This window comes from Exobacillus caeni, from assembly GCF_005747095.1.
Taxonomy (GTDB): domain Bacteria; phylum Bacillota; class Bacilli; order Bacillales; family Guptibacillaceae; genus Exobacillus; species Exobacillus caeni.
Window position 1 is genome coordinate 611,445 of the sequence record NZ_SWLG01000001.1, and the last position, 15,048, is coordinate 626,492.

The 15,048-nt window shown below is 42.4% G+C and carries 14 protein-coding genes; 13 read left to right on the top strand and 1 reads right to left on the bottom strand.

The window, feature by feature from the left end:
• Window positions 1-227 precede the first annotated feature (227 nt).
• A complete protein-coding gene (locus FCL54_RS02995) occupies window positions 228-1,562 on the bottom strand; it encodes an AAA family ATPase (RefSeq protein WP_138122980.1) in 1,335 nt (444 codons plus the stop codon).
• A 260-nt stretch (window positions 1,563-1,822) separates the two neighbouring features.
• On the opposite strand from FCL54_RS02995, the gene FCL54_RS03000 reads away from it, so the two are divergent.
• From FCL54_RS03000 to FCL54_RS03060, 13 genes are all read left to right on the top strand, one after another.
• Complete coding sequence (locus FCL54_RS03000; protein ID WP_138122982.1) at window positions 1,823-2,536, top strand: YczE/YyaS/YitT family protein; 714 nt, start codon at window positions 1,823-1,825, stop codon at window positions 2,534-2,536.
• A complete protein-coding gene (gene cymR / locus FCL54_RS03005; protein WP_138122984.1) occupies window positions 2,469-2,888 on the top strand; it encodes a cysteine metabolism transcriptional regulator CymR in 420 nt (139 codons plus the stop codon). The genes FCL54_RS03000 and cymR overlap by 68 nt, the downstream gene beginning before the upstream one ends.
• A gap of 96 nt (window positions 2,889-2,984) precedes the next feature.
• A complete protein-coding gene (locus tag FCL54_RS03010; RefSeq protein ID WP_138122986.1) occupies window positions 2,985-4,127 on the top strand; it encodes a cysteine desulfurase family protein in 1,143 nt (380 codons plus the stop codon).
• 338 nt (window positions 4,128-4,465) lie between these two features.
• Window positions 4,466-5,581 carry a tRNA 2-thiouridine(34) synthase MnmA gene (gene mnmA, locus FCL54_RS03015; protein WP_138122988.1) on the top strand — a complete coding sequence of 372 codons (1,116 nt, stop codon included), beginning with the start codon at window positions 4,466-4,468 and terminating at the stop codon, window positions 5,579-5,581.
• 380 nt (window positions 5,582-5,961) lie between these two features.
• Complete coding sequence (locus FCL54_RS03020) at window positions 5,962-6,633, top strand: tetratricopeptide repeat protein (protein ID WP_138122990.1); 672 nt, start codon at window positions 5,962-5,964, stop codon at window positions 6,631-6,633.
• A 17-nt stretch (window positions 6,634-6,650) separates the two neighbouring features.
• A complete protein-coding gene (gene recD2, locus FCL54_RS03025; RefSeq protein WP_281281343.1) occupies window positions 6,651-8,948 on the top strand; it encodes an SF1B family DNA helicase RecD2 in 2,298 nt (765 codons plus the stop codon).
• A gap of 26 nt (window positions 8,949-8,974) precedes the next feature.
• The gene (locus tag FCL54_RS03030) at window positions 8,975-9,445 is read left to right on the top strand and encodes a PRC-barrel domain-containing protein (protein ID WP_171016649.1); all 471 of its coding nucleotides are present in this window, start codon (window positions 8,975-8,977) and stop codon (window positions 9,443-9,445) included.
• 44 nt (window positions 9,446-9,489) lie between these two features.
• Window positions 9,490-9,678 (top strand): hypothetical protein, encoded by a 189-nt coding sequence (locus FCL54_RS03035; protein WP_425467091.1) that lies wholly within the window; start codon window positions 9,490-9,492, stop codon window positions 9,676-9,678.
• Between the two features lie 115 nt (window positions 9,679-9,793).
• Window positions 9,794-10,855, top strand: coding sequence for an AI-2E family transporter (locus FCL54_RS03040; RefSeq protein ID WP_138122996.1), 1,062 nt, complete (start codon window positions 9,794-9,796; stop codon window positions 10,853-10,855).
• Window positions 10,856-11,243: 388 nt separating this feature from the next.
• A complete protein-coding gene (gene alaS / locus FCL54_RS03045) occupies window positions 11,244-13,880 on the top strand; it encodes an alanine--tRNA ligase (RefSeq protein WP_138122998.1) in 2,637 nt (878 codons plus the stop codon).
• Between the two features lie 75 nt (window positions 13,881-13,955).
• Window positions 13,956-14,222, top strand: a complete 267-nt coding sequence (locus tag FCL54_RS03050) for an IreB family regulatory phosphoprotein (protein WP_138123000.1) — start codon at window positions 13,956-13,958, stop codon at window positions 14,220-14,222.
• A gap of 4 nt (window positions 14,223-14,226) precedes the next feature.
• Window positions 14,227-14,646, top strand: coding sequence for a Holliday junction resolvase RuvX (gene ruvX / locus FCL54_RS03055; RefSeq protein ID WP_138123002.1), 420 nt, complete (start codon window positions 14,227-14,229; stop codon window positions 14,644-14,646).
• Window positions 14,647-14,658: 12 nt separating this feature from the next.
• Window positions 14,659-14,952 carry a DUF1292 domain-containing protein gene (locus tag FCL54_RS03060; protein WP_138123004.1) on the top strand — a complete coding sequence of 98 codons (294 nt, stop codon included), beginning with the start codon at window positions 14,659-14,661 and terminating at the stop codon, window positions 14,950-14,952.
• The last annotated feature ends 96 nt before the right edge of the window (window positions 14,953-15,048 follow it).

The following is a 15,048-nucleotide window of genomic DNA, read 5'->3' on the forward strand; positions in this document are numbered from 1 at the left end:
GGTTTTTTAATACTATAAATGATAAATTGATAGTTTATGCCTGTTAAACCTATCATTGATGTTTCTGAAACATAGCTGATTTCATAAATTTTTACTGCAAAAAGAAGGGGGAGTCGTACGCTCCACTTCATTCAACTTCCTTAGGAGCAATTTCTTTTAACGATTAATATCTTTTAAAAAGAGTTTGAGAATAGTAAAAACAGCGGCCTATTGAGCCGCTGTTTTCACTATTCTCCCTTTTGAATACGTTCCATAAAATAATCTAGCCTTCTAGAAACGGTCTTTTCATAACCCCTGTCACTTGGCTGATAGAAAGTCTTTTTTTGTAAATGGTCGGGCAGGTATTGCTGTGGAACGTAACCTCCGGGATAGTCGTGTGGATATTTATATTCTTTCCCGTGCCCCAGCTCCTTTGCGCCTTTATAGTGGGCATCTCTTAAATGGATAGGAACCTGACCGCTTTTGTCATTTTTTACTGCAGCTAGTGCTGAATCGATTCCTTTTATGACAGCATTGCTCTTAGGAGCAGTTGCAAGATAGAGTACTGCTTCCGCAAGAGGAATCCGCGCTTCTGGCATCCCGATGAAATCAACAGCGTGGCTTGCGGCCTGGGCAATAAGAAGGGCATTGGGATCTGCAAGGCCAACATCTTCGGCAGCATGGACAAATAGCCTTCTGGCAATAAAACGGGGATCTTCCCCGGCATAAACCATCTTCGCAAACCAGTATAGCGCTGCATCCGGATCAGATCCCCGGATACTCTTGATGAAGGCAGAAACAGTATCATAATGGTTGTCTCCGGATTTATCATATTGCAACACACGCTGTTGGATCGATTCTTCCGCTGTCTCAAGATTGATGACGATGTTTCCGTCTTTGTTCGGATCTGTCGTAAGCACGGCAAGCTCGACAGCGTTTAACGCGGTTCGGGCATCCCCGTTAGCAACTTCGACAATGTGATTGAGCGCATCTTCTTCTATTGAAACATTATATTTTCCGTAGCCTTTATTTGGATCATGAACAGCAGTTAGAATCACTTTTTTTACCTGTTCATCATTTAAGTGTTCAAAGCGAAACAAGCGGGAACGGGACAGGAGCGCGGCATTTATTTCAAACATCGGGCTCTCTGTTGTGGCTCCGATCAGAACGATAGTGCCGTCTTCCACATAAGGAAGAAGTGCATCCTGCTGGGATTTGTTGAAACGGTGAATTTCGTCAATGAATAAAACAGTTCTTTCGTTTTCTAAAGCAAGGCGCTCTTTAGCCTCACCGGTAAGCCTCCGAATGTCCCCCACTCCCGAAGTAACGGCGTTGAGCTGTTCAAAATGAGCAGAAGTAGTATTTGCAATAATCCTTGCAAGCGTAGTTTTACCCGTACCTGGAGGGCCGAAGAAAATCATCGGTGTTAACTGATCTGCCATAATCGCACGCCTTAGCAGCTTTCCTTCTCCTATGATATGATCCTGGCCGATGAATTCATCTATTGTTTTGGGGCGCATTCTGCTAGCTAGTGGACCGGTTTGCACTTTTTTTTCCTGTGCTGAATAATCGAATAAGTCCAAAGTAAGCTCGTCCTTTCTTTTTCTAAAAGATTGTGCTTTTTATTGTCTGTAATATAGAAAATAGCCACTTCCATATTAACAACGTTAGTCTAAAAACATATTCAGTAATATAATCCGGCTCTCTAATAGTTGAACGATACTACAGGGTTATTGGAAATGCAAGAATAAGCTATTTCATGCTATAATGACTAAGGTTTATGTGTAATTGGAAGAAATGGAATAATGGAAACGACATTTTGGATAAGAGGCAGGGAACCGAGATGAGAAGAGATAAGCTAAGAGAACCGGCAAATGAATTCTTTATTCGCTGGGGAGTTTTTGTAGTGGGTCTGCTGGTGATGTCATTTGGAATCTCCTTAATGATCAGAGCAGAGGCAGGTAGTGCTCCATGGGATGTTTTTCATATTGGGTTATATAATCAGTTCGGCCTTACGATAGGAACCTGGTCGATTATAGCTGGTATTGCGATATTGGCCATAACAGCTGTTTTACAACATGAATTGCCTAAAGCAGGGGCCTTTTTGAACATGCTTTTAGTGGGCGTGTTTATAGATATGTACTTGTTTTTGCCGATTTTACACACGCCCGGCCATACTTTTGGAAAGGGGCTTATGCTCATAGCAGGCATCCTGATTATGGGGTATGGTATTGGATTGTATATTGCTGCGGACAGAGGAGCGGGCCCGAGAGACAGTTTGATGCTTGTGCTAACGGAAAAAACCGGTTGGAAAGTGCAGCATATTCGTCTATCGATGGAAATCATCGTATTGTTTCTTGGATGGATGTTAAAAGGGCCAATCTTTATCGGAACGTTAATTTTTTGCCTTAGCATCGGAGCAATAGTTGGTTTTTCGTTACCACAGTGTCGAAATTTAGTTGATCGTTTGGTAGAAAGAGGTGGACAGAGTGAAAATATCTACAAAAGGAAGATACGGGCTAACGATTATGATGGCCTTAGCAAAAAAGCACGGTGAAGGGCCAACTTCCCTCAAATCGATTGCTAGAGAACATGATTTATCGGAACACTATTTGGAACAGTTGATCGCACCACTAAGAAATGCAGGATTAGTAAAAAGCATCAGGGGTGCATACGGTGGGTATATTCTGGCTGATGAGCCGAAGGACATTACGGCTGGCGACATCATTCGTATTTTAGAAGGCCCGATAAGCCCTGTAGAAGTAATGGATGATGAAGAACCGGCAAAAAGGGATCTCTGGATGAAGATTAGAGATGCAGTAAAAGATGTTCTTGATAATACGACCCTTGAAGACCTGGCGACTTATGAAGGTGAAGGGGAACAGGATAGCTATATGTTCTATATCTAGGTTCAAAAAAATTGGAATGGGCAATCTTACTAATGGAGCCAATAGAATAGACAGCACTTCCGAGTCGTATGAAAAATGTTTAAAGAAGGTGAAATCGTGGAGGCAATATATCTGGATCATGCTGCAACTTCACCGGTTCATCCGGATGTTGTAGAGGTGATGATTCCTTCCCTGAAAGAAAATTTCGGCAACCCGTCAAGCATACATCGGTTCGGGAGGTCTAACCGGCATGTTCTTGATGAAGCAAGAAGCACAATAGCGAGTAGCGTCGGTGCACATCCGAAGGAAATCGTTTTTACAAGCGGCGGAACAGAAGCGGATAATATGGCGATCATAGGAACAGCGATGGCCAATAAAGATAAAGGCAAGCACATTATAACTTCTCAAGTAGAACATCATGCTGTATTACATGCATGTGAACATCTCGAAACGCTGGGTTATGAAGTTACGTATCTCCCTGTAAATAAAGAAGGCCGCGTATCAGTTGAAGAACTGAAAGCAGCCCTCCGGGAGGATACGGTTCTCGTAACTGTGATGTATGGAAATAACGAGGTGGGGACGGTTCAACCGATCAAAGAAATCGGAGAGCTTCTACAAGAGAGAAATATCACGTTCCATACAGATGCAGTCCAGGCTTATGGACTGCTGGATATTGATGTAACGGAGCTTTCTGTTGATCTAATGTCTGTATCTGCCCATAAAATCAACGGACCAAAAGGCATCGGATTTCTGTATGTGAAAGAAAAAACAAACCTTGCGCCGTTTCTTTACGGCGGAGAGCAGGAACGAAAGCGCCGCGCTGGGACAGAAAATGTTGCCGGCATCGTCGGCTTTGAAAAAGCAGTTCAGATTATGCAGGCAGAAAAACAAAAAAAAACAGAACTTTACTTATCGTTCCAAAAAGAGATGCTGGCGGTCTTTGGCCGTGAAGGGATCGATTATAAAGTGAACGGCGATCCTGAGCACTATCTGCCTCATATATTAAATGTCAGCTTTCCGGGAGTCAGTGTGGAATCGTTATTAACCAACCTTGATCTTGCTGGTATTGCTGTTTCGAGCGGATCGGCCTGTACAGCGGGATCTTTAGAGCCTTCCCATGTATTGACAGCTATGCATGGCGAAACAGATCGGGCATTTTCAGCTGTGCGATTTAGCTTTGGACTTGGAAATACAACAGAGCAGGTAACAAAAGCTGCAGAAGAAACCGTTAAAGTTGTCAAACGGTTAAAAGCGTTGTAAACTATTCCATAATTGTTTTGTACAAGCTTACTTATACTAAGCAAGAACATAGTTTATTAGGCTGTTTTCACAAAAAATAACACGTGCAAAATTATAGGACATTCATTCCGCTATTTGTATGAAAATAGCTAGTTTTTCAGGGCTAAAGGACATCTGTTCCGCTATTTCATTGAAAACAGGAAGAAAATGCTCTGAAAAACCCAAATAAAGGATCATATGTCCTATAAAGAGTGAATTCAAGCAGTATTCCTTTATTTAACGGAACATATGTCCTTTAATGGAGTATTGCGCATATAAAAGATGAACAGCAACAGCAAGAACGGGCAGGAGGTGTAAATATGGCAGGAAAAACACCGGAAGAAACACGAGTTATCGTAGGTATGTCAGGGGGAGTTGATTCCTCTGTGGCCGCATATTTGTTAAAAGAACAGGGCTATGATGTTATCGGCATCTTCATGAAAAACTGGGATGATACAGATGAGAATGGTGTTTGCACAGCTACTGAAGACTATAACGATGTCATTCGGGTATGCAATCAAATCGGAATACCTTACTATGCCGTTAACTTTGAGAAGCAGTATTGGGACAAGGTGTTCACATACTTTCTTGACGAATACCGTGCAGGAAGGACGCCGAACCCGGATGTAATGTGCAATAAAGAAATAAAATTTAAAGCCTTTCTTGATCATGCAGTCAGCTTAGGGGCAGATTACCTCGCAACAGGGCATTATGCACAGGTCGAAACCCGTGATGGAGAAGTGAAAATGCTTCGCGGAGTAGACGAGAACAAAGACCAGACTTATTTTCTCAATCAATTGACACAGGAGCAGCTCTCAAAAGTAATGTTCCCTCTCGGTCATATTGAAAAGCCTGAAGTAAGAAAAATCGCAGAAAAAGCAGATCTTGCTACAGCAAAGAAAAAAGACAGCACTGGTATTTGTTTTATCGGAGAAAGAAATTTTAAAGAGTTCTTAAGCAATTATTTGCCGGCACAGCCTGGTAAAATGAAAACGCTGGAAGGCGAAGTCAAAGGAACCCACGATGGTTTGATGTACTATACGATCGGGCAGCGGCATGGACTTGGAATCGGCGGTGATGGGGAACCGTGGTTTGTTATAGGAAAGAACCTTGAGGAAAATGTGCTGTATGTGGACCAGGGATTCCATAATGACCGCCTTTACTCTGATTCGTTGGTAGCAACCGACATTAGCTGGGTTTCAGACAAAGCGCCGGAAGATGGTTTTAAGTGCACGGCAAAGTTTCGATATCGCCAGCCGGACCGCAGTGTAACGGTTCGTTATCTTGATGAGAACCGCATTAAAGTTATCTTTGATGAGCCTCAGAGAGCGATTACACCTGGACAGGCGGTTGTGTTTTACAACGGGGATGAATGTCTCGGCGGAGCTACGATAGACGAAGTGTACAAGAATGATGAAGAGCTAACGTATGTGTGATGGTTGCCTCAATTCCATGTGGAGTTGAGGTTTCTTTTCATTCTTTGGGGAAGGCATCAGTTTTGCTCTCCCTCGGCTCTTTTGTGCTAAAGGCTTCTTACATGCCAGCATGACGCTGCCTTTAGCATAAAAGAGCTTTATCGCTTACGCTCCTAAAAAAAGATTTTTCAATCTTTTTTAGGGGAGAGCAAAGGAGTGTCGCTTTGTGGTCTTATTTTTTTAGTTTCTTTTCAGCGCGAGCCCGCGGAAAGCGTAATGTATTTTCGTAGCGGTCAACAATAAATTATGTTTGATTAGAGCTCGCTCAGTGGATAATTCTGATTGAGCATCGTTTCTGTTATACTTATAAGAGGTTAATAACGTGTTTTGGAGTGAAGGAAATGACAGATAAAAATAAACAGGCAATCGAACTTATGAAGGAAGGCAAAATAGAAGAAGCGGTTAAGATTTTATATGAAGCGATTGAAGACGAGCCTTCTAATCCGGTTCCATATACGAACGTTGGGAACTTATTGACGGAAGCGGGTGACCTGGAGAAAGCGATCTTATTTTATGAAAAAGCGATAGAGCTGGATGGTACGCAGGCGACAGCGTTTTATGGTGCTGGAAACGCATTTTATAAGCTGGGCCAATATAAAGATGCGGTGGATATGTACAACAAAGCAATCAATAATGGTCTTGATGAAAGTGATTCTTACTTTATGCTCGGCATGTGCTATATTCAGCAGGATGCACATCGCTACGCACTTCCTTATTTCCAGCGTGCCGTCGAGCTAAATCCAGCAGATGTAGATGCCCGCTTTCAGTTTGGCTTGTGCCTTGCAAAGCTGGAACAGATCGACGAAGCATTAAAACAGTTCACGACTGTAACGGAGCAGGATGCCAATCATGCGGACGCTTATTTTAATCTGGGAGTCGCCCACGCTTATAAAGAACAATCCGGAAAGGCAATAGAAATGTTTGATAAAGCTTTGGAGATTCAGCCTGACCATCTTCTAGCAGGCCATGGGAAAAAGACGATGGAGAAGCTGCTGTCAGAAAAGGAAAAATGATTTAGGAGAGAGTAGCAGTGTCTGAAACGATTGAGCAAAAGAAGTTTATAAAAGGCAAACTGATTCACATGATTTATTACAATGAAGATAGCATGTATGGTGTGGCAAGAATCCGTATAAAAGAAACAAACGAAATCACGGATGAAAAAGAAGTGGTTATTACGGGTTTATTTCCAATGCTTCATGAAGACGAATTGTACATTTTCTACGGAGGATTCACCGAACATCCGAAGTATGGACGCCAATACCAGGTGGAAACCTTTCAGAGGCATGTGCCTAAAACAAGAGATGGGTTGGTCCAATATCTTTCAAGCGACCTGTTTTCTGGAATCGGAAAGAAAATAGCGGAAAGTATCGTGGATAGTCTTGGCGAGAATGCCATTAATAAAGTAATGAAGGATCCTGCCTGCCTTGAAGGGATTCCGAAGCTTTCTGAAGCAAAGGCTAAGAAGCTCCATGAGAGTCTTCTCGAACATCAGGGGCTTGAACAGGTAATGATCCGGCTATCTGAGTTTGGCTTCGGACCGCAGTTATCAATGAAAATATATAAGACCTATCAGCAAGAAACATTGGATATCATCGAAACGAACCCATATCAAATGATTCACGATATCGAAGGCATTGGGTTTAGAAGAGCTGATGAACTCGGAAAGTCGATCGGCCTTGAAGGAAAGCATCCAGAGCGTATACGGGCTGCATGCTTATTTTGCTTGCAGGAGCTCTCGTTGCAGGAGGGGCATGTTTATTTAGAGTACGATGTTCTTATCAATCATGTTCAAGAACTTCTAAATGACCGCCAAATAATTGATGAAGCTGACATTTCAAGAGAGTTGATCGCCTTATATGAAGAGGATAAACTTATTCTCGATCGCGAACGGATTTATCTTCATTCTCTTTATTTTGCTGAAAAAGGCCTTGTCACGAATATTAAGCGAATTCTCGCACAGACCGAATACAATGATTCCTTTTCAGTTGATGCATTTTATAAAGCGCTTGGAGATCTTGAAGAGCGTCTTGAGATCGAGTATGCCACTTCCCAAAAAGAAGCGATCCAAAAAGCATTGTCCTCCCCATTGATGGTTTTAACAGGAGGACCGGGTACAGGAAAAACAACGGTTACAAAAGGTATCGTTGAGTTATATGCTGAGTTAAACGGCGTTTCATTGAACGTTAAAGATTATTCAAAAGAAAACCCTTTTCCGATCATGCTGGCGGCACCGACTGGAAGGGCTGCTAAACGAATGAGCGAAGCGACCGGTCTTCCGGCTTTCACTATCCACCGGCTTCTTGGCTGGAAGGGAGAGGGAGGATTTGAAAAGGATGAGGACAATCCGATAAAGGCGAAACTGCTGATAGTAGATGAAGTTTCTATGGTGGATGTCTGGCTGGCCAATCAGTTGTTTAAGTCATTGCCAGATCACATACAAGTGGTACTGGTTGGAGATGAAGACCAGCTGCCTTCAGTTGGTCCCGGCCAAGTGTTAAAGGATCTTATCGATTCCAATGTAATCCCGTTAACCCAGCTTGTCGATATTTACCGCCAGGCCGAAGGTTCGGCGATTATCCAGCTCGCCCACTCCATCAAAGCAGGTGAAACACCTGAAAACTTAACAGACCCTACCTCGGATACGAGGTTCTTTCCCTGCAGCCAGGCCCAAATACAAAAAGTTGTAAAACAGGTCTGTGAAAATGCTCTGAAAAAAGGATATACGCAGAAGGATATTCAAGTACTGGCTCCGATTTATCGTGGCAGTGCAGGGATCGAACAATTAAATAAAGACCTTCAGGAACTTTTTAATCCTAAAAATGAGCAAAGAAGACAGCTTGCCCATGGCGAAGTGATCTACAGGACCGGGGATAAAGTGCTGCAGCTTGTAAACAATCCTGATGAAAATGTCTTTAACGGAGATATTGGGGAGATTGTTTCGATTTTTTATGCGAAGGAAAATACCGAAAAAGAAGATCAGCTTGTCGTGTCATTTGAAGGCCAGGAGGTTGTCTACTATCGGCAGGACTTTAATCAGATCACACATGCGTATTGCACTTCGATCCATAAGGCACAGGGTTCAGAATTTCCTATCGTTGTTTTGCCCGTTGTAAGAGGATACTACCGTATGCTTAGAAGAAATTTAATCTATACTGCTATAACTCGAAGCAGGGATTATTTAATCATGTGCGGAGAGAAACCGGCTTTTCATTTGGCAGTTGAAAAGAAGGTTGACACAAACCGAAACACAATGCTTAAACAAAAGCTCCAGCAGGAATTATTGGAAACATTGCCTCCGTATGAAGGAGAAGAAAATATAGCAAAATAAAAATGTTCGGGAAAGGTGTGATTCTTTTGCGGACATTTTCTGCTTTAAAAGGCCTGCCGGTATATGAAAAGAATGCGGCGGGGCAAATCGGAAAAGTAATCGATTTAATTATTGCAAATCAGACTATCCACGGTTTGCTGGTTGATTGGAAAGGTTTTCTAAGAGGCCATCAGATCATTCCGATCGAAGCGATTTGCAGCATCGGCGAAGATGGGATCATCCTCCATCAGGCGGAGCCGTGTGTCCCGTTCTTTCATCGAAAAAAAGATTGGAATACGATGTGCCACAGGCAATGTGCAATTAAAGGAAAGCCTCTCTTAAAACAGAACGGCCAAAAAATGGGCCTTGTCGAAGACGTATATTTTGAAGAAGAATCGGGCAGGATGTTAGGGATTATCGTAACCGACGGATGGTTCTCTGATATTACAGAGGGCCAAAAACAAATCGATGTAACAACAAACCTAACGATCGGAAAGGATGCTTTGCTCGTAGAATAAACGTTTTCTGACAGGGTTGTTACTTTTCTGGGGAGGAGAAACTGATGCATTGCCCGAATTGCAAAAGCAAAAATATTGGCAAAATCGGAGCTAACCAATACTATTGCTGGAGTTGCTTTATTGAGATGACCATGTCTAATGGAAGCTTATCCCTTCATCAAGTTGAAGAAGACGGCACACTCACCTCGCTTGATGACCTTTTTGAAGCTGAAGATTTACAAGCAGAAATGTAGTTCTTTTGAAGCCTGTCTCACTATGAGGCAGGCTGTTTGCGTTTAAAACATTATAGAACGAAATTGTAATAAAGTACTGTAAATGAAACAAACTATCGTTATGGAGGGATCCATAATGAAAAAAGAATGGAACCTTAACTGGCTCATTAGGATAACAACAATACTATTGCTTTTTCTATGCGGATATTTATTTTTAAAGCTTGCTCCGATTTGGGAACCGGTCCTTGCCCTGTTGCTGACGATTGCTGTTCCGGTACTAACCGCCGCGTTGATCACTTACTTGCTACACCCGATTGTTGAAAAAATTCATGAAGAGGGCCTGCCGCGTGCCTTAGCCATTTTAATAATTTACTTTCTTTTCTTTGGTGGAATCGGCTATGCTGCCTTTAAGGGAACACCATATGCCATCAAGCAAACACAGGAGCTTGCAGATAACCTGCCACAGTTAGTAGAAACATATCGGGTCTGGATAAATGAACTTTATCGAAGTACTTCAAATTTCCCACCCGCTTTTCAAACAAGAATCGATGAAACACTCCATAGCGTTGAAGTATATGTCAATGAGATGCTTAACGCTGTATTGGAGATATTTAAGAAGTTGATCGGTTCACTTTTTCTTCTTTTCATAACGCCTTTCTTAGTGTTTTATTTCTTAAAAGACTTTGAAGACATTAAAAAAGCTGTCTGGTACATAACACCTAAAAAGTGGAGAACGCCAGGAAAGCAACTTTTAAACGAAATCGATGAATCCCTGGGTAATTATATAAGGGGCCAATTTTTAGTCATCAGTGCCCTTGTTGTGCTAGGAATTATCGGATTCTGGATAATCGGTATGCCTTATCCGATCCTGCTCGGCGTTATCGTAGGTATTACTGATTTAATCCCTTATTTTGGTCCGATTATTGGAGCGTTCCCGGCGTTGGTCATCGCTATGACTGTATCGATGAAAATGCTGATTTATGTAGTGGGTTTAATTTTAATTCTGCAATTTATCGAGAGCAATATCCTTTCCCCTTATATTGTTGGAAGAAGCTTGCATATCCACCCGGTCATCATCATCTTCGGTCTTTTGATCGGAGGGGAAGTCGGCGGAATCCCAGGATTGATTCTAGCTGTGCCGATACTGGCGGTTCTTAAAGTAGTGATAAAGCATGTCGCATTTACTGCAAAACGTTGACAAAAAATAAAGCATTGACTATAATCATGCCATAACGAATGAAAACGGATAAAGAAATTTGATGACGGATCGAGTACGTTAACACTGGCCTCAGGAAGCTATGCTTTCGCAGAGAGGGATTTCACGGCTGAGAGAATCCCAGGCAGCAGGTTATCGGAACGCTAGTCCTGAGAGCGGGTTAATCCCTGCCGTCCAGCCGCGTTAAGGTTGATGAGGTGGTGAACAAAATATTTTGTTCATAACCAGGGTGGTACCGCGTGAATTACTCTCGTCCCTGTTTTTACAGGGATGAGAGTTTTTTTGTTTTCTTTCATACACTACTGCCTGAATTCCAACTCTTTCGCAGCTGTTTTTCAACTATCGTTTTCACATTTAGGAGGGTAACATAATGAAAAGTTTAACTTCAGCAGACGTTAGGCAAATGTTTCTTGATTTTTTCAAAGAAAAAGGACACTCTGTAGAACCAAGTGCTTCACTCGTTCCGCATGAAGACCCTACACTTCTCTGGATTAACAGTGGGGTCGCTACATTAAAAAAGTATTTTGATGGACGAGTCATACCGGAAAATCCAAGAATCGTTAATGCACAAAAATCAATTCGGACAAACGATATTGAAAACGTCGGAAAAACTGCAAGGCACCATACATTTTTTGAAATGCTAGGAAATTTTTCAATCGGTGACTATTTTAAAGAAGAAGCGATTCTCTGGGCATGGGAGTTTCTAACGAGCGAAAAGTGGATTGGCTTCGATCCAGAAAAGCTATCTGTTACAATCCATCCAGAAGATGATGAAGCTTACACCTTATGGAGAGAGAAAGTTGGCATTCCAAAAGAAAGAATCATCCGTCTGGAAGGAAACTTCTGGGATATTGGAGAAGGACCAAGCGGACCAAATACGGAGATTTTCTATGATCGTGGAGAAGATTACGGGAACGACGGAAATGATCCTGAACTATATCCAGGCGGAGAGAACGAACGCTATCTTGAGATCTGGAACCTTGTGTTTTCCCAATTTAATCACAATCCTGACGGGTCTTATACGCCGCTTCCGAAGAAAAACATCGATACAGGAATGGGCTTAGAGCGAATGGTTTCTGTTATACAGGATGCAAGAACTAACTATGATACTGATTTGTTTATGCCGATTATCAAAGAAACAGAAAAAATTGCTGGCGAAAAATATGGAGAAGAGAAAGGGAAAGATACTGCGTTCAAAGTGATCGCTGACCACATCCGTACTGTTGCATTTGCAATCACAGATGGAGCATTGCCTTCTAATGAGGGAAGAGGCTATGTACTTCGAAGATTGCTTCGCCGTGCTGTTCGCTTTGCAAAACAAATCAATATCAACAGACCATTTATGTATGAGTTGGTTCCGGTTGTAGCAGATATCATGGTGGACTTTTATCCGGAAGTTAAGGAAAAAGCGGACTTTGTCCAAAAGGTGATCAAAACAGAAGAAGAACGTTTCCATGAGACGATTAACGAAGGCCTGGCTATTCTTTCACAGATTGTTAAGAAAGAAAAAGAAAACGGAAGCAATGTTATTTCCGGTAAAGATGCGTTCCGTTTGTATGATACGTACGGCTTCCCATATGAATTAACACAGGAATACGCAGAAGAAGAAAACATGAGTGTGGATGAAAAAGGCTTTGAAAATGAAATGGAAATGCAGCGCCAGAGGGCACGTGAGGCTCGCCAGGATGTAGGTTCCATGCAGGTTCAGGGAGGCGCTCTCGGCGATCTTAAGATAGATAGTGATTTTATCGGATATGAAAACCTTTCAGGCAAAACGGAAATCGCTGCTATTTTAAAAGACAGCGAACTCGTGGACATGGCAGCTGAAGGGGAAGAAGTTCAGCTGATCTTAACCAATACACCTTTTTATGCAGAGAGCGGAGGGCAGGTTGCTGATAAAGGAGTAATCTTCGGCAATGGTGTTAAGGTCATTATCAAAGACGTTCAAAAAGCTCCAAACGGACAGCATCTTCATACAGGGAAAGTTGAAGCTGGGCCTATTCAGAATGGCATGGAAGTTACAGCTGAAATCCATTTGGCAGAGCGGACCGATATATTGAAAAACCATACGGCGACTCACTTGCTTCACCAGGCATTGAAGGATGTACTTGGTGAACATGTCAATCAGGCAGGTTCCCTCGTTGAGCCAAAACGACTTCGTTTTGACTTTTCGCATTTTGGCCAAATCACACAGGCCGAGCTTGAAAAAATCGAGTCGATCGTCAATGAGAAAATTTGGGATAACATACCTGTAAATGTTATGATTAAACCGCTTGAGGAAGCAAAACAAATGGGAGCGATGGCTTTATTTGGCGAAAAGTATGGAAAAGAAGTACGGGTGGTTCAAGTTGGAGATTACAGCCTGGAGCTTTGCGGCGGTACCCATGTCCGTAACACGGCAGAAATAGGATTGTTTAAAATCGTGGCTGAGACCGGAATCGGTGCAGGAACACGACGCATCGAAGCTGTGACAGGAAAAGCTGCATACAACGCGTTAAACGACCTTGTTGGATTGCTTAAAAATTCTGCTTCTCTTCTAAAATCCAATTTTAAAGAAGTACCTTCCAGAATTGAAGGGTTACAAAGTCAACTCCGTGAGCTGCAAAGGCAAAATGATTCTTTGTCAGCGAAACTATCTAATCTAGAGGCGAAAAGTGTGCTAGAGGACGTTGAAGAAGTAGATGGAATAAAAGTTATTGCAAAACGCATGGACGTTTCAGATATGAATAATCTTCGTTCTGTAGTCGACGGATTAAAAAAGGACCTCGGCTCCGGTATTGTTGTACTTGGAAGTGGCAATGATGGAAAGGTACAGCTCGTAGCCGGTGTTACGGATGACTTGATAAAGCAAGGCTATCATGCAGGAAAGCTAATTAAAGAAGTGGCATCCCGATGTGGGGGCGGCGGCGGCGGCCGTCCAGATATGGCGCAGGCTGGCGGAAAAGAGCCAGAAAAGCTAAATGATGCTCTTGCTTATGTTACAGAATGGGTTAAAACGGTTTCCTAATTCATAAGCAGTAGTGTACAATGAAAGAAGACAAGGCTGTTAGAACTTATTGGAACTGAGAAAGAGGTGTAAGCAATGGGCTCGATGGACAAGACTATGAAGTTTAATTTCCCTGAAGATTCCTACAACCAGAACGTAAAAGAAGTATTGCTCACGGTTTACAGTGCTCTTCAAGAAAAAGGCTATAATCCGATCAACCAAATCGTAGGTTACCTTCTTTCCGGTGATCCTGCATACATTCCAAGACATAACGATGCCAGAAGCCTAATTAGAAAATTGGAACGTGATGAGTTGATTGAAGAGCTGGTTAAATCGTACTTAAATCACCATCAACAGGATTAACGGCATGAGAATTTTAGGGCTGGACGTGGGATCTAAGACAATCGGCGTCGCCGTTAGTGACGAAATGGGCTGGACTGCCCAGGGGATTGAGACCGTAAAAAGAAACCCCCACCACGGCGATGTACTTCCCGAGAGGCTAAAAGAAATTATTAAATCTTATGAACTGGATAAGATAGTCGTCGGTTTGCCGAAGAATATGGATGGTTCAATTGGGCCGAGCGGGAAAATATGTATGGAATTTGCAGAACAGCTACGGGAATCCTATGAAGTGCCGGTTATGATGTGGGATGAAAGGTTGACTACCATGGCCGCTGAACGGATGCTTATTTCTGCAGATGTAAGCCGCAAGAAAAGGAAAAAAGTCATTGATAAAATGGCAGCTGTCATGATTCTTCAGGGCTATCTGGACAGCAATCAACGATAATGAGGTGATAAAATGAGCAAAGAAGAAAGAGAACGAATCATCATTCCGGACGAAAACGGCGAAGAACATTTATTTGAAGTTCTATTTACTTTCGATGTAGATACGACTGGGAATTCATACATGGCCGTCATCCCGGTAGATTCCGAAACGGATGAAGAGGAAGAAGTAGAAGTATTTGCGTTCCGATTCGAAGAAAAAGGCGAAAAAGACGACGATCTTGAACTATACCCAATCGAATCAGACGAAGAATGGGAAATGGTCGAAGAAATGCTAAATACATTCTCTGAAAACGAAGACGAAGAATAACCAGAAAAAGGCGGAAACCCCGCCTTTTCTTTTTTTGTTCTAGAAATAAACTTCTCTTATTTAGGTATGAAAACGAAGACCACAAAGCGACACATC

Coding starts and splice junctions, on each gene's coding strand:
- FCL54_RS03035 (WP_425467091.1), top strand. CDS start 9,490: ATGCATTGCCCGAATTGCAAAAGCAAAAATATTGGCAAAATCGGAGCT.
- FCL54_RS03060 (WP_138123004.1), top strand. CDS start 14,659: ATGAGCAAAGAAGAAAGAGAACGAATCATCATTCCGGACGAAAACGGC.
- ruvX (WP_138123002.1), top strand. CDS start 14,227: ATGAGAATTTTAGGGCTGGACGTGGGATCTAAGACAATCGGCGTCGCC.
- mnmA (WP_138122988.1), top strand. CDS start 4,466: ATGGCAGGAAAAACACCGGAAGAAACACGAGTTATCGTAGGTATGTCA.
- FCL54_RS03050 (WP_138123000.1), top strand. CDS start 13,956: ATGGGCTCGATGGACAAGACTATGAAGTTTAATTTCCCTGAAGATTCC.
- FCL54_RS03020 (WP_138122990.1), top strand. CDS start 5,962: ATGACAGATAAAAATAAACAGGCAATCGAACTTATGAAGGAAGGCAAA.
- alaS (WP_138122998.1), top strand. CDS start 11,244: ATGAAAAGTTTAACTTCAGCAGACGTTAGGCAAATGTTTCTTGATTTT.
- FCL54_RS03000 (WP_138122982.1), top strand. CDS start 1,823: ATGAGAAGAGATAAGCTAAGAGAACCGGCAAATGAATTCTTTATTCGC.
- FCL54_RS03040 (WP_138122996.1), top strand. CDS start 9,794: ATGAAAAAAGAATGGAACCTTAACTGGCTCATTAGGATAACAACAATA.